The 20,242-nt window shown below is 75.4% G+C and carries 20 protein-coding genes; 6 read left to right on the top strand and 14 right to left on the bottom strand.

Going from position 1 to position 20,242, the window contains the following annotated elements:
* Window positions 1-19: 19 nt before the first annotated feature.
* From ACI8AF_RS10120 to cutA, 9 genes are all read right to left on the bottom strand, one after another.
* Entirely contained in the window at window positions 20-397 is a 378-nt protein-coding gene (locus tag ACI8AF_RS10120; protein WP_456539567.1) for a VOC family protein, read from the bottom strand.
* Window positions 397-1,287 carry an amidohydrolase family protein gene (locus ACI8AF_RS10115; RefSeq protein WP_456539566.1) on the bottom strand — a complete coding sequence of 297 codons (891 nt, stop codon included), beginning with the start codon at window positions 1,285-1,287 and terminating at the stop codon, window positions 397-399. Before ACI8AF_RS10115 ends, ACI8AF_RS10120 begins: the two co-directional genes overlap by 1 nt.
* The gene (locus ACI8AF_RS10110; protein WP_456539565.1) at window positions 1,287-2,207 is read right to left on the bottom strand and encodes an NADP-dependent oxidoreductase; all 921 of its coding nucleotides are present in this window, start codon (window positions 2,205-2,207) and stop codon (window positions 1,287-1,289) included. The genes ACI8AF_RS10115 and ACI8AF_RS10110 overlap by 1 nt, the downstream gene beginning before the upstream one ends.
* Window positions 2,208-2,217: 10 nt before the next feature.
* Window positions 2,218-2,694: an SsrA-binding protein SmpB gene (gene smpB, locus ACI8AF_RS10105; RefSeq protein WP_456539564.1), complete on the bottom strand. Its 477-nt coding sequence runs from the start codon at window positions 2,692-2,694 to the stop codon at window positions 2,218-2,220.
* Window positions 2,695-2,964: 270 nt separating this feature from the next.
* Window positions 2,965-3,849 (bottom strand): permease-like cell division protein FtsX, encoded by an 885-nt coding sequence (gene ftsX, locus ACI8AF_RS10100; protein WP_456539563.1) that lies wholly within the window; start codon window positions 3,847-3,849, stop codon window positions 2,965-2,967.
* A gap of 51 nt (window positions 3,850-3,900) precedes the next feature.
* Complete coding sequence (gene ftsE / locus ACI8AF_RS10095; protein ID WP_456539562.1) at window positions 3,901-4,590, bottom strand: cell division ATP-binding protein FtsE; 690 nt, start codon at window positions 4,588-4,590, stop codon at window positions 3,901-3,903.
* A 118-nt stretch (window positions 4,591-4,708) separates the two neighbouring features.
* Window positions 4,709-5,821: a peptide chain release factor 2 gene (gene prfB / locus ACI8AF_RS10090; protein WP_456539561.1), complete on the bottom strand. Its 1,113-nt coding sequence runs from the start codon at window positions 5,819-5,821 to the stop codon at window positions 4,709-4,711.
* Between the two features lie 82 nt (window positions 5,822-5,903).
* Window positions 5,904-7,625 (bottom strand): putative bifunctional diguanylate cyclase/phosphodiesterase, encoded by a 1,722-nt coding sequence (locus tag ACI8AF_RS10085; RefSeq protein ID WP_456539560.1) that lies wholly within the window; start codon window positions 7,623-7,625, stop codon window positions 5,904-5,906.
* 145 nt (window positions 7,626-7,770) lie between these two features.
* Complete coding sequence (gene cutA, locus ACI8AF_RS10080) at window positions 7,771-8,100, bottom strand: divalent-cation tolerance protein CutA (protein ID WP_456539559.1); 330 nt, start codon at window positions 8,098-8,100, stop codon at window positions 7,771-7,773.
* Between the two features lie 34 nt (window positions 8,101-8,134).
* Here cutA and ACI8AF_RS10075 point away from each other — a divergent pair, with 34 nt between their 5' ends.
* Window positions 8,135-8,371, top strand: a complete 237-nt coding sequence (locus tag ACI8AF_RS10075; protein WP_456539558.1) for a hypothetical protein — start codon at window positions 8,135-8,137, stop codon at window positions 8,369-8,371.
* A 9-nt stretch (window positions 8,372-8,380) separates the two neighbouring features.
* Here ACI8AF_RS10075 and ACI8AF_RS10070 read toward each other — a convergent pair whose 3' ends face one another.
* The 5 genes from ACI8AF_RS10070 to ACI8AF_RS10050 form a co-directional block, all read right to left on the bottom strand.
* Window positions 8,381-10,966 (bottom strand): putative bifunctional diguanylate cyclase/phosphodiesterase, encoded by a 2,586-nt coding sequence (locus tag ACI8AF_RS10070; protein ID WP_456539557.1) that lies wholly within the window; start codon window positions 10,964-10,966, stop codon window positions 8,381-8,383.
* A gap of 153 nt (window positions 10,967-11,119) precedes the next feature.
* On the bottom strand, window positions 11,120-11,503 hold the full coding sequence (locus ACI8AF_RS10065) for a hypothetical protein (RefSeq protein ID WP_456539556.1): 384 nt from the start codon (window positions 11,501-11,503) through the stop codon (window positions 11,120-11,122).
* Window positions 11,500-12,369 carry an endonuclease/exonuclease/phosphatase family protein gene (locus ACI8AF_RS10060; protein WP_456539555.1) on the bottom strand — a complete coding sequence of 290 codons (870 nt, stop codon included), beginning with the start codon at window positions 12,367-12,369 and terminating at the stop codon, window positions 11,500-11,502. Before ACI8AF_RS10060 ends, ACI8AF_RS10065 begins: the two co-directional genes overlap by 4 nt.
* A 10-nt stretch (window positions 12,370-12,379) precedes the next feature.
* The gene (locus ACI8AF_RS10055) at window positions 12,380-13,639 is read right to left on the bottom strand and encodes an alpha/beta hydrolase (protein ID WP_456539554.1); all 1,260 of its coding nucleotides are present in this window, start codon (window positions 13,637-13,639) and stop codon (window positions 12,380-12,382) included.
* A gap of 10 nt (window positions 13,640-13,649) precedes the next feature.
* Window positions 13,650-14,507, bottom strand: a complete 858-nt coding sequence (locus ACI8AF_RS10050) for an LLM class flavin-dependent oxidoreductase (RefSeq protein WP_456539553.1) — start codon at window positions 14,505-14,507, stop codon at window positions 13,650-13,652.
* Window positions 14,508-14,588: 81 nt separating this feature from the next.
* Here ACI8AF_RS10050 and ACI8AF_RS10045 point away from each other — a divergent pair, with 81 nt between their 5' ends.
* The 5 genes from ACI8AF_RS10045 (at window position 14,589) to ACI8AF_RS10025 (ending at window position 20,095) form a co-directional block, all read left to right on the top strand.
* Complete coding sequence (locus ACI8AF_RS10045) at window positions 14,589-15,071, top strand: SRPBCC family protein (RefSeq protein ID WP_456539552.1); 483 nt, start codon at window positions 14,589-14,591, stop codon at window positions 15,069-15,071.
* A 5-nt stretch (window positions 15,072-15,076) separates the two neighbouring features.
* Complete coding sequence (locus tag ACI8AF_RS10040; RefSeq protein WP_456539551.1) at window positions 15,077-15,460, top strand: group I truncated hemoglobin; 384 nt, start codon at window positions 15,077-15,079, stop codon at window positions 15,458-15,460.
* Window positions 15,457-18,063, top strand: coding sequence for a LuxR C-terminal-related transcriptional regulator (locus ACI8AF_RS10035; protein WP_456539550.1), 2,607 nt, complete (start codon window positions 15,457-15,459; stop codon window positions 18,061-18,063). Before ACI8AF_RS10040 ends, ACI8AF_RS10035 begins: the two co-directional genes overlap by 4 nt.
* 137 nt (window positions 18,064-18,200) lie before the next feature.
* Window positions 18,201-18,836, top strand: a complete 636-nt coding sequence (locus tag ACI8AF_RS10030; RefSeq protein WP_456539549.1) for a septum formation family protein — start codon at window positions 18,201-18,203, stop codon at window positions 18,834-18,836.
* Window positions 18,837-18,850: 14 nt separating this feature from the next.
* Window positions 18,851-20,095, top strand: a complete 1,245-nt coding sequence (locus ACI8AF_RS10025) for a hypothetical protein (RefSeq protein WP_456539548.1) — start codon at window positions 18,851-18,853, stop codon at window positions 20,093-20,095.
* Window positions 20,096-20,242: the final 147 nt, after the last annotated feature.

The raw sequence follows: 20,242 nt of genomic DNA, 5'->3' as shown, positions 1-20,242 counted from the left end.
CCCGGGCGGGCCACCGAGTTCACCGCCGGGCGAAGAGGCAGAAGGGGTGGCCGGCGGGATCGGCGTAGACGCGCACCACCTCGGCGTCGTCCTCGTGCCCGCCCAGCGGCCGCGCGCCCGCGCGCTCGGCCACCGCGCAGGCGGCCTCGAGGTCGTCGACCTCGATGTCGAGGTGCAGCTGCATCTGCTGGTCGCCGGGGCCGGCCGGCCACACCGGCGGCACGTGGTCCTCCTCCAGCTGGAAGGACAGACCGGTGCCGCCGTCCTGCGGCCGCAGGGTGACCCAGCCCGGCTCCTGCGTGCCGAACGGCCAGCCGAGCAGCTCCTGGTAGAAGGTGGCCAGCGCGGCCGGGTCGGGCGCGCCCAGCACGGCGGCGGTCAACGAGAAGGTCGGCATCAGCCCTCCACTCCGAACAGACGGGCGCCGTTCTCCCAGAGGACGGCGCGCAGCCAGTCCTCCCCGAGACCGAGCCGGTGCAGCGCGGCGAGCTGGTGCGCGTACGGGTACGGGATGCTCGGGAAGTCGCTGCCGAGCAGCACCTTCCCGCGCAGCGCCGCCAACCGCGACCGCTCGGCCGGGTCGAAGGGCATGAGCCGCTCGGTGAAGTCGGTGGCGAACATCGTGGTGTCGAGGTGCACCCGCTCGTAGCGCTCGGCCAGGTCGAGGAAGGCGCCGTACTCGGGCATGCCCAGGTGCGCGATCACCAGCTGCAGCCGCGGGTGCCGCTCGAGCAGGCCGGCCGTCGGCTCCGGGCCGGTGTGCTCGCCGGCCAGCGGACCCGAGCCGCAGTGGATCACCACCGGCGTCCCGGTCTCGGCCAGCCGCCCCCACACGGGGTCGAGCAGCGGGTGCCGCGGGTCGAAGGCGCCCACCTGCACGTGCACCTTGAACACCCGCGCGCCGCCGGCCAGCGCCTCGGCGACGTACGCGGGCGCCTCCGGCTCGGGGTAGAACGTCGCCGACCGCAGCACCCGCGGGTGCCGGGTGGCGAACTCCGCCGACCAGTCGTTGAGCCAGGCCGCCATGCCCGGCTTGTGCGGGTACGGCAGCGTCGGGAACGCGCGGACGCCGAGCCGCTCCAGTACCGCCAGCCGCTGCTCGTCGGGCAGCGGGTAGGCGATCGGCCACGCCGCGCCGTAGTGCGCCTCGGCGCCCTCGAAGAACTTCCACACCTTGGCCTGCACCGACGGCGGCAGGAAGTGCACGTGCACGTCGACCAGCCCGGGCAGGCCGAGCTCGCGCCAGTACCGGGGGACGTCGGCGTCGTCCTCCGGCGGCGCGACCATCAGAGGGTCACCACGACCTTGCCGCGCACGTGCCCGCCGGCCACCAGCTCCTGCGCCTGCGCGGTCTGCTCCAGCGGGAACGCCTTGGCGATCGACACCCGCAGCTGGCCGGCGTCGGCCATGCGGGCGAGCTCCTCGAGGTCGTGGCGCTCGGGCCGGACGAAGACGTAGCGGCCGCCCATGTCGTTGACCGCCGGGTCGACGACGCTGGCGACCCGCGACACGTCGCGCACCTGCTTCGGGGCGTCGGACAGCGCCGCTCCCCCGGCCAGGTCGAGGACGGCGTCGACCGGCTCGGACAGCTGCTCGCTGACCGGGCCGGCGGAGTAGTCGACCACCTCGGCCGCGCCGGCGTCGGTGAGGAAGCCGCGGTTGCGCGGGCTCGCGGTGCCGATCACGTGCGCGCCCAGCGCCACGGCGATCTGGACGGCGAAGAAGCCGACCCCGCCCGCGGCCCGGTGCACGAGCACCCGGTCGCCCTCGCCGACGTCGAGCGCCTCGGTCAGCGCCTGGTAGGCGGTCAGCCCGGCCAGCGGCAGCGCGCCGGCCTCGGCGAACGACAGCGACGACGGCTTGCGCGCCACGCAGCGCTGCGGCGCCGGCACCAGCTCGGCCGCCGTCCCCCACTGGACGTCGTCCCGGCGCAGGTAGCCGAACACCTCGTCGCCGGGGGCGAGGTCGTGGACCGCCGGGCCGACGGACTCGACGACCCCGGCGAGGTCCCAGCCCGGCACGATCGGGAAGCGGTGCGGGAACGCCCCGGCCAGGTGTCCCTCGCGGATGCCGATGTCGACCGGGTTGACCCCCGCGGCCGCGGCCCGGACCAGCACGGTGTCCGGCCCGACCGGCGGCTCGGGGAGGTCGTCGCGCACCTGCAGGACGTCGACGCCGCCGAAGCGGTCGTAGGCGATGCCTCTCATGACGGGCCGATCACCGGCGGCCCTTCACGTACCGGCCGAACGCCTTCTGGATCTCGCGGCGCGAGTCGCGCTCGGCGAGGTCCTGCCGCTTGTCGTAGGCCTTCTTGCCACGCGCCAGCGCGAGGGTGGCCTTGACCTTGCCGTCCTTGAAGTACAGGTCCAGCGGGACGAGTGTGAGCCCGCCCTCCTTGGTCTTGCCGATCAGCTTGTCGATCTCGGCGCGGTGCATGAGCACCTTGCGCTTGCGGCGCGGGGCGTGGTTGGTCCACGTGCCCTCGGTGTACTCCGGGATGTGCACGTGCTGCAGCCACACCTCGCCGCCGTCCACGGTGGCGAAGCCGTCGACGAGCGAGGCACGTCCGGCCCGGAGGCTCTTCACCTCGGTGCCGGTGAGCACCAGGCCCACCTCGTAGGTGTCGAGGATCGAGTAGTCGTGCCGCGCCTTCTTGTTCTGGGCGATCAGCTTGCGCCCCTGTTCCCGCGGCATGACCCCAGGTTACCGAGGGCGCCGCTCCCGCACGGCCGACAAGGTCAGCAGCACCGCCGACGTCGCCGCCCAGGTAGCGCTGCAGGCCATCCACGCCGGGGTGATCGCGACCATGCGCACCCGCTCGCCGACGCTCACCGGCAGTCCCCGCAGGGGCAGAACCCGGTCCAGATCTCCTGCAGCCGCTCGCGCACGATCCCAGCCCTCTCCACGTCGTCGGGGAAACGGCCGGAATCTACCCGCGGGTAACCCGCGTCACACCTGGACGCGCTAGAGGCGGACGTACAAGCGCAGGGTGACGTAGGCGGCGATACCTGCCAGACCGACCCCGGCCGCGGCGATGATCGGGCTGATCGTGGCGATCGCACCCCAGTCGACCGGCGGGATGATGCCGGCCTTGATCGGCCCGGCCAGCGTCTTGTCGACGAAGAGCACCTTGGTCAGCACCAGGCCGCCCACGGCCAGCAGCGCACCGATGAGCCCGGCGACCGCCGCCTCGAGGATGAACGGCAGCTGGGTGTACCAGCGCGAGGCGCCGACCAGCCGCATGATGTTGGTCTCGTTGCGCCGGTTGAAGGCCGCGAGCTGGATCGTGTTGGAGATCAGCAGCAACGCGGCCAGGGCTTGCACGACGGCCACCGCGATCGTCGCGTTCCGGGCGCCGTTGAGCAGGCTGAACAACCGGTCGAGGAAGTCGCCCTCGTCGCGCACCTGGTCGACGCCGTCCTGCCCGTTCGGGAACTCCGCGGCGATGACCGAGTAGCGCTCGGGGTTGACCAGCTCCACGCGGAAGCTCTCCGGCAGCGCGTCCGGCGGGGTGTTGTTGACCAGCTCGGGCTGCTGGCTGAACTGCTGCTGGAAGCGCTCGTAGGCCTCTTCCTTGGACTCGTAGACGTAGCTGGCGACCTCGGGCGAGTCGTCGAGCTTGGCCTCGATGGCGCTGCGCTGCTCGTCGGTGACGTCGTCGGTCAGGAAGATGGAGACCTGCACCTTGTCGTAGTAGATCTCCTTCATGTCGGAGATCATCCCGGCGATCAGCAGGCCGGTGCCCATGAGCCCGAGGGAGATGGCCGTCGTCAGGATCATCGCGACCGTCATGGTCAGGTTGCGACGCAGCCCGGTGGCCACCTCGGAGAGCACGAAGTTGACGCGCATGGATTCCCTGTCGTGGAGTTCTGCAGGTCGAGGGGGTCGGTGACCCCGGGGCTAGCGGCCCACGCCGTAGACGCCGCGCGACTGGTCGCGGGCGATGACGCCGCCGTTGAGCTCGATCACGCGCCGGCGCATGGAGTCGACGATGTGGTAGTCGTGCGTCGCCATGATCACCGTGGTGCCGGTGCGGTTGATCCGCTCCAGCAGCAGCATGATCCCCTCGCTGGTCTCGGGGTCGAGGTTGCCGGTGGGCTCGTCGGCCAGCAGCACCAGCGGCCGGTTGACGAAGGCGCGGGCGATCGCCACCCGCTGCTGCTCACCGCCGGAGAGCTCGTGCGGCAGCCGGGCGGCCTTGCCCTCGAGCCCGACCATCTCCAGCACCTCGGGGACGACGCGCTTGATCGTCCGCTGCGGCTTGTTGATGACCTCGAGCGCGAAGGCGACGTTCTCGGCCACCGTGCGGTTGCGCAGCAGGCGGAAGTCCTGGAAGACGCAGCCCATGGTGCGGCGCAGCTTCGGCACCTTCCACTTGCTCATGGTGTTGAGCGTCTGGCCGTTGATCGAGATCGTGCCCTTGGTGGGGTCCTCCTCCTTCAGCAGCAGCCGGAGGAAGGTCGACTTGCCCGACCCGGACGAGCCGATCAGGAAGACGAACTCACCCTTGTCGATCTCGGTCGACACGTCATCGAGGGCCGGCCGGGAGTTGGCCGGGTAGATCTTGGTGACGTGTTGCAGTTCGATCACGGAGGTTCACGGTACCGGTCGGATGGCCGATCATGCCGCCGTCGCCCGGAGACTCTCCGGGACGACCTCCGCGACCAGCAGCGAACTGGTGCCGGTGTGACGAACGGGACGCCGTCGGTCAGCTCGCGGGCACGGACTCCTGCTGCCGCCGCCACCGGATCCCGGCCTCGATGAACGAGTCGATGTCGCCGTCGAGGACGGCGGTGGTGTTGCCGGTCTCCTGCTCGGTCCGCAGGTCCTTGACCATCTGGTACGGGTGCAGCACGTAGGAACGCATCTGGTTGCCCCAGCTGCTGCCCTCCCCCTTGAGCGCGTCCATGGCGGCCCGCTCCTCCTCCTGCCGCTTGGCCAGCAGCCGGGCCTGGAGCACGCGCATCGCGGCCGCCCGGTTCTGGATCTGGCTCTTCTCGTTCTGGCAGGAGACGACGATCCCGGTGGGCAGGTGGGTGATCCGGACGGCGGAGTCGGTGGTGTTGACGCTCTGCCCGCCCGGCCCGGAGGACCGGAAGACGTCGATGCGGATCTCGTTCTCGGGGATGTCGACGTGGTCGACCTGCTCGACGACCGGCAGCACCTCGACGCCGGCGAAGGAGGTCTGCCGGCGGCCCTGGTTGTCGAACGGCGAGATGCGCACCAGCCGGTGGGTGCCCTGCTCGACCGAGAGGGTGCCGTAGGCGTACGGGTGCTTGACGGCGAAGGTGGCGGACTTGATGCCCGCCTCCTCCGCGTAGGAGATGTCGTAGACCTCGACGCCGTACTTGTGCCGCTCGGCCCACCGCAGGTACATGCGCATGAGCATCTCGGCGAAGTCGGCGGCGTCGACGCCCCCGGCCTCCGAGCGGATCGTCACCAGCGCCTCGCGGGCGTCGTACTCGCCGTTGAGCAGGGTGCGGACCTCGAGCTCGTCGATCTCCTTGCGCAGCCCCTCGAGCTCGCGGTCGGCCTCGGCGAGGCTGCCCTCGTCGCCCTCCTCCTCGGCCAGCTCGTGCAGCACGGCGGCGTCGTCGAGCCGGCGGCGCAGCTCCTCGACCCGGCGCAGGTCGCCCTGCAGGTAGGACAGCTTCGAGGTCAGCGCCTGCGCCTTCTCGACGTCGTCCCACAGGTCCGGGGCGGCGGCCTGCTGCTCCAGCTCGGCGATGTCGCGCCGCAGCTTGTCCACGTCGAGGACGGCCTCGATGGACTTCAGGGTCGTGTCGAGCTCGTCCAGGACGACGGAGAAGTCAGCGGCCACGTCGATCCAATGTAGTCGTGCGCGGCGGGTGGGTCCGGGCAGGGAGAACGAGCAGGGGCGAGCCCGGCCGATCCGCCCCGGGTCAGGAGAGGACGGCGCCGGGCGCGTGGCGCCAGACGGTCATCCACCGCGCGAGGTCGCCGGCCGGCATGGGCCGGGCGATGTGGTAGCCCTGCGCGAAGGTGCAGCCCAGGTCCATGACGCGGGCCAGCTGCTCGGCGGTCTCCACGCCCTCGGCGAGCGTGCGCATGCCCAGGGCCGAGGCGAGCCCGACCACGGCGGCGACGGCGGCGGCCGACGACCGGGCGCGGTCGCCGGCGCCGGCGACCAGGCTGCGGTCGATCTTGAGGATGCCGGCGGGGATGTTGACCAGCTGGCCCAGCGACGAGTAGCCGCTGCCGAAGTCGTCGATGGACACCTCGATGCCGCTGCGGCGCAGGATCGCGAACTGCTCGGCGGCCCGCTGCGGGTCCTGGGCGACGGAGGTCTCGGTCAGCTCGACCAGCAGGCGCGACGGGTCGAGACCGGCCGCGGCGAGCGCGTCGGTGACGTCGTCGAGGAGGGTGCCGGTGGCGAGGTGCGCGGCGCTGATGTTCACGCCGGTGACCAGGTCGAGGCCGCCGACCAGCCACTCGGCGGTCTGCCGGGCCGCCTCGCCGAGCACCCAGCGGGCCAGCGGGACCACGAGGTCCTGGCGCTCGGCCGCGGCGAGGAAGTCGCCCGGGTGCAGCAGCCCGCGCTCCGGGTGCTGCCAGCGGACCAGCGCCTCGACCCCGCTGCACTCGCCGGTGGGCAGGAACATGATCGGCTGGTAGTGCAGCAGGAGCTGGCCGCCGGCGATCGCGTCGCTGAGCTCGCCGGCGAGCAGCGCACGGCGCTCGGCGGCCGCCCGGAGGTCGCTGGTGAAGGTGTGCACCCGGTTGCGACCGGCGGCCTTGGCCGCGTACATGGCCAGGTCGGCGTCGCGCACGAGGTCGGTGGCGCGGGCGCTGCCGACGTCGTCGGCCGGTGTCGCGGCGATGCCGATGCTGGCGGTCAGCCGCGCCGTGCGCCCACCCAGCGCGAACGGCTCGTCGAACGCCGTCGCGAACCGCTCGGCGAGAGCGACCGCGCCGTCGGCGTCGCAGTCGCGGCACAGGACGACGAACTCGTCGCCGCCGAGCCGCCCGACGGTGTCCCCGGCGCGGGTGCGGCCGCTCAGCCGCGCGGCGATCTGGCGCAGCAGCTCGTCGCCGACCTCGTGGCCGAGGGAGTCGTTGACCTCCTTGAACCCGTCGCAGTCCAGGAACAGGACGGCGACCGGGCCCCGGCCGGGGCGGCGCAGCTCCTCGTCGATGAGCTCGTGCAGGTGCGCGCGGTTGGGCAGCTCGGTGAGGTGGTCGTGCCGGGCCTGCCAGGAGGAGGTCCGCTCGGCGTGGACCCGCGCGGTGATGTCGGTGTGCGTGACGACGATCTGCCCGCTCCCGTCCACCCGGGAGGCCTGCAGGTGGAACCAGCGGGTGCCACCGGCGCCGTCAGGGACGGCGCAGTCGGTGGCGTAGGCGTCGAGCTCGCCGCCGGCCAGCGCGCGCAGCGAGCCGACGACCGAGCGGGTGAACGTGTCGTCGAGGAAGCGCAGCGCGGAGTCGAAGTAGTTGCCGCCCACGCCGAGGGCCACGGCGGCCGGCGCGGCGGCGTTTCGGGCCGTCCAGGTGGAGTTGGCGAGCAGCACGGTGCCGTCGGGCCCGACGATGACCGTGGGCGAGGGCAGCGCGTCCAGCACGGCCTCGACCCGGACGGCCTCGTTCGCCGCACGCACCGTCACGCGCCCCTCCCCGACGACGGCGGACCGCCGACCCGGCGACCCCTCTCCCCCACCATCGGACGCCGCGCGGGCGTTGTTGAGTTCCGCCACGCCGCGAGACCCGAACGGGTGAGCGCCGACGGCGTGTCGGGCCGGGACGCGCGGATCAGGGCTCGCGGGTCTCGGCGGCCAGCCAGGCCAGGTAGGCGGGGTTGCCGCCGACGAGCGGCAGTGCGATCACGCAGGGGACGTCGTAGGGGTGCAGCTCGTCGGCGCGGGCGACGATCGCCGGCACCAGCGACCGGCGGGTGTGCAGGGCGACGCGGGCCTCGGCCTCGTCGTGCACCGCCCCCTCCCACCGGTAGACCGACCGGATCTCGCGCACGGCGTGCCCGCACGCGGCCAGCCGCTCCTCGACCAGCGTGCGGGTGAACCCGGCCAGCCAGTCGGCGTCGTCGGCGGTGACCACGACCTCGCAGAACCCGGTGTCCTCCACGTGCCGATCCTGCCCAGCTGGGTAGGGCGGGCGCATGAGCGACTTCGTGAACATCCGGCTGGACGGCGAGGAGTACGTGCTGCGCCCGCAGGAGGGCGCCCTGCAGGTGGGCCGGCGGGTCGGCGGCGACGTCACGTGGCTCGACGAGGTCGACACCGGCCTGTTCCCCGACGCCGCCCGCCAGGCCGTCGAGCGGGGCGACGCCGAGGACCAGGCGCTGCTCACCGCGCTGCGCGGCGTGATCCAGGCCGAGGTCGAGCGCGGGGGCTGACGAGCCGCCTCAGACCACGGCTCGGGCGCCCCCGAGGAGCAGCAGCTCGGCCTCGTCGGCCTCCATCGGCCGGGCGAACAGGTACCCCTGCGCGCGGGTGCAGCGGCCGTCGAGCAGGCCGCTGCGCTGCTCCTCCAGCTCGATGCCCTCGGCGACGATCTCGAGGTCGAGGGCGTGGCCCAGGTCGATCATGCCGCGCAGCACCGGCGGCAGCTGGCCGTCGGGCGCGATCGCGGCCACGAACGACCGGTCGATCTTGAGCACGTCGACCTCGAACCGGCTCAGGTGGCCCAGCGACGACTGCCCGGTGCCGAAGTCGTCCAGCGCCACGCGGACGCCCAGTGCCCGCAGCGCGCTCAGGCAGCGGGCCGCGCGAGCGGGGTCCTGGACGAGGGCGCCCTCGGTGACCTCCAGCACCAGCGTCGAGGGCGCCAGCCCGGTCCGGGCGAGCGCCTCGGCCACGACGTCGACGAGGTCCGGTGAGGACAGCTGCACCGGCGACACGTTGACCGACATGGTGAGGGCGTCGGTCCCGGCCACGTGCCGCCACGCCGCCGCCGTCGCGGTGGCCTCGCCGATGACCCAGGCGCCGATGTCGCGGATCAGCCCGAGTTCCTCGGCGACGGGCACGAACCGGTCCGGCGGCACGGCGCCGAGCGTCGGCGACTGCCACCGCAGGAGGGCCTCGAACCCGTGCACCCGGCCGTCGGCCAGGTCGACGACGGGCTGGTACACCAGCCGGAGCTCGCCGTTGCCGAGCGCTCCGCGCAGGCCCTGCTCCAGCAGCCGCCGCTCCTGGGCGGCCGCCCGCATGGCCGGGTCGAAGGTGGTGACCCGGCTGCGGCCGGCGGCCTTGGCCACGTACATGGCGATGTCGGCGTCGCCGATCAGCGAGTCGCTGGTGGCGCCCGGGGCGGCCAGCGCGACCCCGATGCTGCCCGAGACCTGCACCCGCTGGCCCGCGACGACGAGCGGGCGGGTGAGCAGCTCGAGCACCCGCGCCGCCGTGGCCTCGATGTCGGCGGCGCCGTCGCCGCCGTCCACCACCACGGCGAACTCGTCGCCGCCGAGCCGGGCCACGAGGTCGCCGGCCCGCACCGCGGAGGTGAGCCGGGCGGCGATCTCGCGCAGCAGCTCGTCGCCCGCGGGGTGGCCGAGCGTGTCGTTGACCCCCTTGAAGCCGTCGAGGTCGACGAGCGCGAGCCCGACCGACCCGGGTCGCCGGCCGGGGCCCAGCGCCCGCTCGAGCCGCCGGGCCAGCAGGGCCCGGTTGGCCAGCCCGGTGAGCGGGTCGTGGAAGGCCAGGTGGGCCACGGCGGCCTCGGCCCGCTTGCGCGCGGTGATGTCGGTGGCGTGGACGACGACGCCGCGCACGTCCGCATCGCCCCGCAGGTCGATCAGGCGCACGCCGAGCCAGCCCTGCTCGCCGTTCCAGCGGCAGGCCAGCTCCGACTCGACCACCACGCCGGGCCCGGCCTGCCGGACCCGGTCGGCCAGAGCACGGGCGTCCGCCACGGCGACGCCCGAGCGGCGCAGCAGGGCGGCCAGCGTCGCGACGTCCTCCCGCCCCGCCCCCAGCAGCGCGGTGAGCGGGCTGGGGTCGCTGACCAGCCGGCCGTCCTCGGACAGCACGGCGACGGCGTCGGCGGAGTGCGCGGCCAGCGCCGCGCTGTAGCGCTGCTGCGCGCGGACCTGCGCACGGGCCCGCGCCTCCCCGCGGAGCAGCCGAGCCGCTCGCCAGAAGATCAGGACGGCCAGCACGAGGGAGCCGGCGAAGACGGGCACGTGCAGCAGGGCGTCGGCGGTCAGTTCCTGCAGCAGGTCGATGAAGCTGGGCACCAGCAGCGCGCCCAGGCAGACAGCGAGCCGGCCGAGGCCACCCTTCGTCCGGTCGTCGTCCTCCTCGGCGGGCCCCTCCGCGCCTGCACCCGCCCCGGGGCCTCCCCACGTCGCCGAGCCGAGCAGCACCGCGGCGAGCATCCAGCCGGTGTCGGTCCACGCGCTGATGCCACCGAGCTCGACCAGCGCGTAGGCGAGGTCCGAGGCGAGCCAGCAGACGGCACCGGCCGCGACGACCAGCGCGCCGATCTGCTCGCGCCGCCGGACGACGACGAGCCGGAAGACCAGGCCGATGAGCGCGGCGTCCATCGCCGGGTACAGGACCCAGACCAGCCGGGTGGCCAGGGAGACGGAGGTGTCGCTGAGCGTGGCGGCGAGCGAGAGCTGCCAGACGACGAGCAGCGCGCCGATGAACACGACGACCGCGTCGATCCAGCCGTCGACCTGCTGGCCGCGGGAGCGCCCGGAGAGACCGGCCATCCGCCACAGTCCCGCCCCCACGGCCGCGTACGCGGCGACGTAGGCGACGTCGGCGGAAGAGACGTCGGTCGACCCGCCGGTCCAGGACACGAGCTGCCACACCAGGTCGCCGACCGCGGACAGCGTGACACCGCAGGCGAGGGCCACCGTGCCGGGCCGCCGCCCCGTCCGCACCGCTCCCCACCAGGCCAGCAGGGCGGCCAGCCACGTCACGGCCAGGTAGACGACCTGCGATGCCAGGGTGCCGTAGACGACGGTGTGGACGGCCAGCACCACCGCAACCGCACCGCACGCGACTGCCCAGCTCCCGAGCCGCACTCCGCTGGAACGCACCGTTCACTCCCTCGACCGCACTGGCGTTGCCTGCCCATCGGGCGCCGCGCGGGAGGTCTGGACGGTGGTGTTCCGGTTTCACCCGACGGGGTGAGGTCAGCGGTCGCGCAGGCGGCGGACGAAGGCGAGGCCCGACCACGTCGCGTCGACGGCGCACACCTTGACGTCGACCAGCCCCTCCGCCAGCCCGAAGTCCCGGACCACGTCCTCGGTGAGGTCGGTGGGGACGCCGCTGCTGCGCTTCGGCCAGCACACCCACAGCCGCCCGGCGGTCGCCAGCCGCGGCACGAGCGCCGGCCAGCGGGCGTGCAGCCGGGCGGCGTCGGGCGCGAAGAGCAGGACGACGTCGTAGGGCTCGCGGCCGGGGCGGCGGTGTCCGTCGACCGGCAGCCCGGCCGAGACGCCGTCGAGCAGCACCCGGCTGCCCGCCCGGATCCCGAGCTTGGCCGGCAGCGGGGTGCCGCTGTACCCGCTGCTCACGGCTGGTCCGGCCAGAGCAGGCGTGCCGTCTCCTCCCACGTCTCCAGCCCGCGGCCGCCGCCGAGCGCGATGCCGTCGAGGTCGAGGTCGGCGAGCACGCCCCAGTGGTCCGACGGCGCCGCCTGCGCGTCGCCGGTCAGCACCACCCGCGCCGAGCGGACCGCCACCCGCGGCTGCCAGGTGAACGGCGAGCCCACGAGCACGTAGTCGATGCGCCGGTGGTGGTCGGGCTCGGCGAAGACGGCGGCGGCGAACGGCGCGACGTAGGGGCTGTCGGTCGACCAGGTGTGCGGCCGCCCCTCCCCCGCGACGGCGAACGCGTCGGCCCACGAGGTGCTGCGGCCCTGCAGGCTCTGCTTCCCGGTGAGGAAGCGGATGCTGGCGTGCTCCGGCGTCGCGTCGAAGTCACCGCCGATGACCGGCGGGTACCGGTCGCCGGCCGCGAGCTCGGTGAGACCGGCGTCGAGCGCGACGACGACGTCCTCGCGCAGCGCCTCCTGGTGCGGCCAGCCGTGGCCGGTGGTCGCCGAGCAGAACCAGAACTCCGCCGCGCCCACCGCGACGCGGACGGCGAGCGCCACCCCGCCGTGCGGCAGCTCGAGCACGTGCCGCGCCAGCACCGGGTGCCGGGTGGCGACGGCCACGCCGGGGTCGCCGCGGTACGCGCCGTCGCGGCGCTCGTAGACGACCTCGTAGCCGAGCGGGCCGAGCAGCTCCTCGGCCTGGTTGCCCTCCCCCGGCCCGGCGTCGACCTCCTGCAGGGACACCAGGTCGGGCGCGAGCAGCCCGATCTCGGCGCGGAGCAGGCGGCGGCGGACCTCGTACGGCCCGCTGCGGGCCCACACGTTCAGCTGGAGAACTCGCACCCGGCCGAACCTAGGGCGACGGGGTGACCTCGCGCAGACCGGCGCCGGGGCAGGCCGCCGCCGGCTCGGGCGCGGTGACGCAGACGAGGAAGGCGACCTCGCGGGACTCGTAGGCGTCGCGGTCGGCGTTCCAGGCCCGCACGTGCCCGGCGCCCTCGACCCGCACCTCCTCGACCAGCTCGGGGTGCGCCGCGCGCAGCTCCTCGGTGGTGGACGGCGGCACCAGGTCGTCGGCGGTGCCGTGGAAGACCAGCGCCGGCACGGTCAGCCAGTCGCCGGGCAGGTAGTCGACGGCGTCCCAGTCGAGGTCGTAGCGCCAGCCGGCGATCCACTGCGCGGTGCCGGTGAGCACGTCGGGGACGCCGCCAACCACGGGCAGGTCCCGCTGCGCCGCGCCGTGCGCCACGGTGGCGCGCAGGTCGAGCATCGGCGCGTCCAGCACGACGCCGCGCACCAGCGACGCCGACTCCGAGTTCTGCAGGAACGCGGCCACGATCCCGCCGCCCATCGACGAGCCGTACAGGACGACGTCCTCCGCGCCGTGCTCGACCGCGTACCGCACGGCGGCCTCCAGGTCGCGCCACTCGGTCGCGCCGTAGGCGTACCGCCCGGTCGGGTCGGCCGGCGCCTCCGGGTCGTTGCGGTAGGTGATCACCAGCGCGGGCAGGCCGGCGCTGGTCACGGCCGGGCCCACGGCGCGCAGCGTCTCCGCGCGGTCGGCGCCCTTGCCGTGCACGGCGACGAACCAGGTGGTCGACGTGCTCGGCAGGAACCACGCCGGGCACTCCCCGCCGCCGCAGGGGACGGCCACCTCCTCGTACGGCGCGCCCCAGGCCTGCCGCGGGTCGTCCCACACCCGGCCCACCAGCGCGGCCGGGGTGCCGGGCTCGGGTCCGACGGCGCCGTCGAACACCCGGAGCACCCGGCCGTCGCCGAGGTCCTCCGGCTCGCCCGACACCACGGCGGAGCCGCCGTCCCAGACCAGCCCGAAGGTGCCCGCGGTGGTCAGCGGGTCCCGGTCGACGTCGTCGCCGGCGGCGCGGAGCACCACGCCGCGGTCGGTGTAGGAGTCGACGACGAGGTCGTAGCGCTGCGGGCCGTCGTCGGGGTCGACCTCGAGCGCCCCGGAGTGGATCTCGCCGGAGTAGTACCAGCCGGCGCCGCCGAGCAGGACGACGGCGAGCAGCGCGAGCACGCCCAGGACGACGACCGCGCGGCGACCTCGGCTGCGGGGACGGCGCTCGTCGGTGAGCACCCCTTCGCTGACCACGGGCGGGAACCTATGCGGCGCGGCCCCGTTCGGCCGCGACCGCCTCGCGGACGGCGGGCGCGACCTCGGCACCGAAACGGGCCAGCTCGTCGGCGTCGTCGGTGGCCAGCACGAAGGTGGCGAACCCGTGCTCGAGGGCCAGCCCGGTCAGCCGCTCGGCCGGCACGTCGGGGCCGACGTTGAGCAGCCGGCGGACCTGCGCGGGCTTGCGGCCGGCGTCGGCGGCGGCCTCGTCGATGACCGCGTGGGCCTCGGCGATGCCGTCGTCGTCCAGGTACGCCAGCGACGGCAGCCAGCCGTCGGCGCTGCGGCCGACCAGGCGCAGCATCCGCGGCCGCAGCGCGCCGAGCCAGATGGCGATGTCGTGCGCCGGGCGGGGGCCGCGCTTCGCGCCGTCGACGGCGTGGTGCTGGCCGGGCACGCGCAGCGGGGTGCGGTCGTCGACGTCCCAGATGCCGCGGACGACCGCGATCGCCTCGGCCGTCGCGGCCACCGCCCGGCCGGGGGTCAGCCGCTCGCCGCCCATCGCCTCGATGGCGTCCCAGAAGGCGCCGGCGCCCAGGCCGAGCTCGACGCGGCCGCCGCTGAGCAGGTCGAGGCTCGCGGCGGCGCGGGCGACGACGGCCGGCGGGCGCAGCGGCAGGTTGAGCACGTTCGGCGCGAGGTGCACCCGCTCGGTGCGGGCGGCGACGTAGGACAGCAGCGTCCAGGTGTCGAGGAACCGGGGCTGGTACGGGTGGTCCTGGAAGGTGACCAGGTCCAGGCCGGCGCGCTCGGAGGCCTGTGCCAGCAGCACGACCGCCTCCGGGTCGGCGCCGCTGGGGGTGAGGAACGAGCCGAACTGCAGGTCGTGGGCGTAGTCGGGCATGACCGCCTCCTCGCGTCGCGGACCGGGCACCGGCGCAACACGGACTCCGTCCCGGCTCTTCCTCTGCCACCATCTGCGCCCGTGAGCCGAACCCGCATCGCCCGCCGCGGCACCGTCGAGGCGCTGGTCGCGGCGCCGGCCGAGGCGGTCTGGGAGGTCCTGGCCGACGTCCCGCGGGTGGGCGAGTGGAGCGGTGAGTGCCGGGCCGCCCGCTGGCTGGACGGTGCGACCGCCGCCGCGCCGGGTGCCCGGTTCCAGGGGTCGAACAGGGTGCGCTGGTCGCGCTGGGCGCGCACCTGCCGGGTCGACGTCGTCGAGCCGCCGCGCGAGCTGGTGTGGCGCACGCTGCCGGCGGGGCCGTACCGCGACACCTGCGAGTGGCGGGTGATCCTCGAGCCCGAGGGCGGCGGCACGCGGATCGTGCAGAGCTACGAGGTGCTCTCGATGCCGCGGGTCGAGGAGGCGGTCGCGGCGCTGCTGCTGCCCGAGCACCGCGACCGCGAGGCCGCGCTGCGCGCCGACCTCGAGCGGCTGGGCGCGCTGGCCGCCCGCGAGCAGGGCTGACGCGCGTGGCGGACGGCCGGCTGTTCGAGGCGATCGGCGGCGCCCCGGCGCTCTCGGTCGCGGTCACGATCCTCTACGACCGGATGCTCGCCGACCCGGTGCTGGCGCCGTGGTTCGACGGCGTCGACCTGACCCGGCTGCGCGAGCACCAGCGCGACTTCCTCACCGTCGCGCTGGACGGCCCGCCGGTGGTCGGCTCCCTGCAGCGCTACCAGGGGCGGGCCGTCGCGCGGGCGCACGCCGGGCTGGGCGTCGACGACGGGTCCTTCGACCGGATGCGCGACCACCTGGTGGCCACCCTGCGCGAGCTCGGCGTGGAGCCGGCGCTGCTCGACGAGGTGCGGGCCCGGGTGGAGGCGCAGCGCGCCGCCGTCGTGGGGCCGGCGTGACGGCGCCGCGGTCGTGGCCGCTGCTCGAGCGGCGGGAGCTGCGCGACGCCGTCGCCGCCCGGCTGCGCGCGGCCGACACCGTCGGCGTCGTCGTCGCCGGCGAGGCCGGCACCGGCAAGACGACGCTGGCCCAGCACGTGCGCGCCGAGCTCGGGACGACGGTGCTCACGGTGCGCGGTTCGGCGCTGGTCGCCGAGGTGCCCTTCGGCGCGCTGCACCCGCACCTGACCGCGCTGCCCGACGACGCCGTCGCCGACCCGCTCGCCGTCACCCGCGCCCTCGGGCTCGCGCTGCGCGAGAGCGGCGGCGCGCGTCCGGTGGTCGTGGTCGACAACAGCGCGCTGGTCGACGAGCTCAGCGCGCACGTGCTCGCCGGGCTGGCCGAGTCCGGCGCCGCGGCCCTGCTGGTCACCGCCGTGGACGTCGTCGACATGCCGCAGGCGTTCGTCGAGCTGTGGCGCGACGACCTGCTGCCCGTCGTCCCGGTGCCGCCGCTGACCGACGACGAGGTGACCGCCCTGGCCACCGACTACCTGGGCGCGCCGGTCGCCGCGTCGTCGCTGCGCTACCTGGCCGAGGTGAGCGAGGGCAACCCGCTGCTGCTGCGCTACCTGGTCGACGACCACCTCGAGTCGGGGCTGCTGACGGCGAACGACGGGGTGTGGGCGCTCACCGCCGGGCAGCGGCCGACCGGCGCGCGGCCGGCCTCGCTGGTCGCCACCCGCCTCGGCCGCTGGTCGCCCGCCGAGCGGGAGGCGCTGGAGGTCGTCGCCCTCACCGAGCACCTGCCGGTCGCGCTGCTGCTCGAGCTGGTGGAGCCGACCGCGCTGGAGCGGCTGGAGCGCTCGCGGGTGGTGGTGGTCGACGGCGAGCCGGCGCCGGCGGTGCGCATCGCCAGCCGGCTGGTCGCCGACGTCGTCCGCCGCGGGGTGCCGTTCACCCGGCGGCGGGTGCTGCGCGACCGGGTGGTGGCCGCCGGGGCCGACCTGACCGCCGGCCCGCCGCGGCAGCTGCTGTCCTTCGCGGTCTGGACGCTGGAGAGCGGGGCACCGCTCGACCCCGGCGTCGCGGTGCGCGCCGCGCGGGCGGCCAACACCCTGTTCGACCCCGAGCTCGCGCTGCGCCTGGTGGGCACGGTGAGCGACCCGGCGCACCGCGCCGAGGCGGCGGTCGTGCGTGCCCGGGCGCTGCGCCGGATGGGCCTGGCCGCGCACGCCGCGCAGGTCGCGCAGGCGCTGCTGGACGACCCGGCGACCCCGCCGCCCGACCGGGTCGCGCTGGTGCGGGAGCTGGCGGCGGCGCTGGTCTGGGTGGACGGCGGGCCGGCCCGGGGAGAGGCGGCGCTGGCCGCGGTGCGCGCCGCGGTCGACGACCCGGCGCTGGCCCGCTCGCTCGACCTGCCCGGCTTCGAGCTGCGGCTGGCCGGCGGCGCGGGGGCCGAGCTGGTCGAGCCGCTGACCCGGCTGCACGCGGAGGGTCCGGACGGCGACCGGCGGCGGTGGCTGATCGGCTCGGCGCTGCTGGCCGCCGTCCTGGCGGGCGTCGGCCGGCAGCACGACGCGCAGGCCCTGCTCGCCGAGGTCGGCGCCGCGGTGGACGCCGCCGACGACGCCGACCTGAAGGTGCACGCCTCGCTGGGCCTGTTCCTGGCGACGGTGAGGTGCGGGCTGTGGGCGCGGGCGCTGGAGGTGCTCGGCTCGGGGCCGGTCGGCGCCGGCCAGCGGGCGCTGCACGCCGGCGCGGCGGTCGAGACGGCGCAGGGCGTGCTGCACGCCTGGGCCGGGCGGGCGGCCGCCGGGCGGACGGCGCTGCTCTCGGCGCTGAGCCAGGCCCGGCGGCGCGACCCGTTCCTCAGCACCGGGCAGGTGCTGGCCGGGCTGGCGCTGTGCGCGGCGCTCGACGGCGACGCGGCCGCGGCCCGCGCCGCCCTCGCCGAGCACGGGGTGCAGCGCTACGCCCCCTACGACCTCGCCGTCGCCGCCCGGTACTGCCTGCTCACCGCGCGGGCGCTGCTCGGCGACGACGTCCTCGACGAGATGGTGGCCAGGGCCGAGCGGCACCTGGCGGCCGGGCAGGCGATGGACGGCGTCCTGCTGCTGGCCGCGGCCGCCCGGCGCGGCTCGGCCGAGGCGGTGCGGCGGCTGCGCGCGGCGCCGCTGCCGCAGCCCGGGCCGCTGGCCGCGGCCATCGCCGCGTTCGCCGACGGCCTGGCCGAGGAGGACGCCGCGGCGCTGGTGCACGCGGGGCAGGCCCTGCTCGAGGTCGGCGACCCCGGGTTCGCCGCCGACGCGGCCGCCGCGGCGCTCGCCCTCCCCTCCGCCGGGCGGGAGGCGGTGCGTGCCGCGCAGCGGCTGCAGCAGACCGCCCGCCGGCGGATCGGGACCGCCGCGGCGCCGGGCGGTGCACCCGCGGTGCCCGATGGGCTCACCCCGCGCGAGCACGAGGTGGCGTCGCGGGCCGCGGCCCGGCTGACCAACCAGGAGATCGCCCGCGAGCTGCACCTGTCGGTGCGCACCGTGGAGAGCTACCTGCAGTCGGCGTTCGGCAAGCTCGGCATCAACAGCCGTACCGAGCTGCGCGACGTGCTGCCCGTCGCCTCCTGACCCCGTAGCCCGCCGGGGCGCGATGCCGTAGTCCCCGTACCGCGGTGCCGTAGTCGGCACGGTGCCCGCGCGCTCCCGCCGTCCCTAGCGTCGACGACGTCCTGAGCAGCACGAGCGTCACGGGAGAGCGCACCCTCATGTACCAGCCCGGCATCCTCGACGACCGCGGCCCCGCCGGCCCGACCACCGACGCCCCGCTGCCGCCGTGGCAGCCGCCCGCCGCCGGCTTCTCCCCGGTGCCCCCGCCGTCGCCCGCCCCGCGGCGCACCGGCCGGGTGGCCGGCGCCATCGCCACGGTGCTCCTCGCCGCCGGGGCCTACGCCGGCTGGCAGCTGGTCCGCGCCGAGGTGTCCGACACCGGCGAGGAGATCGCCGACGCCGTCACCGAGCAGGTGCTGGGCACCGACGCCGGCGGCGACGTCTTCTCGCTCACGCTCGGCCAGTGCCTGGACGAGCTGCCGGCGACCGGCACGGTGACCGAGGTGCCGACCGTGCCGTGCACCGAGCCGCACGTGTACGAGGTCTATTCGGTCTTCGACCTGCCGGCGACGCCGTACCCGGGCGACGCCACCATCGCCACCCTCGCCTCGGCCGGCTGCGACGCCGCGTTCCTCGGCTTCACCGGCGTCGGCTACGCGCAGTCGGTGCTCGTCCACGGCTACCTCACCCCCACGCAGGAGAGCTGGGCGGCCGGCGACCACGCCGTCGTCTGCCTGGTCACCGACCCGACCGTGCCCACCACCACCGGCTCGCTCGCCGGTGCGCGGCGCTGAGCGGAGGACGGGCGATGACGACGACCGTGCCCCCCGTCTCCACCCGCGTCTTCGGCCGGGCGGCGATGTCGCGGGCCGACGTGCCCGACGCCAAGCGCGGCCACCCCGCCGTCGACCTGCGCGGCTGGGCCGCCGACCGCGGCCTGCAGCACGTCGGCAGCGGCAACGCCAGCGGCTACTTCGCCGCGCTGCCGCTCGACGCGGGCCTGCAGTTCAACGTCTGCCGCGGCACGTCCGGCGACCGCGACGTCTGCGTGTGGCACTGGCGCTACCCGTGGCCGGTGGGCGACGACCTCGAGATGGGCGCCGGCACCTGGTTCGGCGTGCACGTCAACGTGCCGATGGGCCACTTCCTGTCGGTGCGGCGGTTCATCTCCTCGACCGAGGCCGACAACGTCTACGTCGGCGTGCCGTGCACCGGCGCGGCGAGCCTCACCCCCGAGGCGGCGCTGCTGCCGTCGTTCGTCGTCCACAACCGGCCGGTCGGGTGGTGGCGGACCAAGGAGGAGGTCGACCTCGCGCCGTACGGGCTGCGGGGCTTCACCCTGCAGGTCGCCGGCCGGCTGCCCGACGGCGTGCTGGACCGGCTGGTGCGCAGCGCCGCCGCGGCGGTGCTCCGCGAGGGCGGGCGGTTCCCGCTGTTCGAGCTGCGCTACCGGCTGGGCACCGTCGTCCTCAAGCGCAGCGGCTACGCCTCGACGGCGGCCGAGCTCGACGAGCTGGTGCACATGGTCCGCGACGCGGGCGCCGCGCTGGCCGAGGCCTGCCGGCCGCTGCACCGGCCGCAGCCGTTCGAGCAGCCCCTCCCCGCGGCCGCCGGCCCGGGCTCGCCCATGCACCCCTGGGTGCCGCCCACGCTGGCCGCCGCCGTGCAGGCGCTCGGCGGGCAGCCGGAGGACCCGGCGGCCTATGCCGCGGCGTTCCCGACCAACCCCGTCCCGGGGACGCCGTGGGCGGTGCTGCGCGGTGGGCTGCCCGGGCTGCCGGCCACCGCGCGGCTCGCGCTGCACTCGGAGGCACCGCTGGCGGACAGCAACAGCGGCCGGACGGCGCTGCTGCTGCCGGCCGGCGCCGCGGCGCCGACCCCGCCCGGCGGCCTGCCCCTCGACTCCCCGAGCGACCCGATGCGGTACGCGGTGCGCGACGGGATCCTCGCCGTGTGGGTGCTGCGGTGGCGCCCGCTCGAGCTCGGCGACGTCGACGGGCTGCTGCGGCGGGGGACGGCGCTGGCGCGCCAGGTGGGCGCGCTGCCGGGGTGACCACCGGCGCGTCGCGCCCGCCCCGGCGCTGGGTTGAGGACCTAAAGTCCTCCGATCGAGTGAGTGACCGTGCGCCACCAGGCATGCGCGGACCGCGACGAGCCGTTCCTCCCCAGGTGCGGACGACGGCGTTCGGCGGAGAACAGG

Source organism: Blastococcus sp. SYSU D00669 (assembly GCF_054050715.1).
Note: the sequence above shows the minus strand (reverse complement) of the source record. Positions and strands in the feature narration are given on the sequence as shown.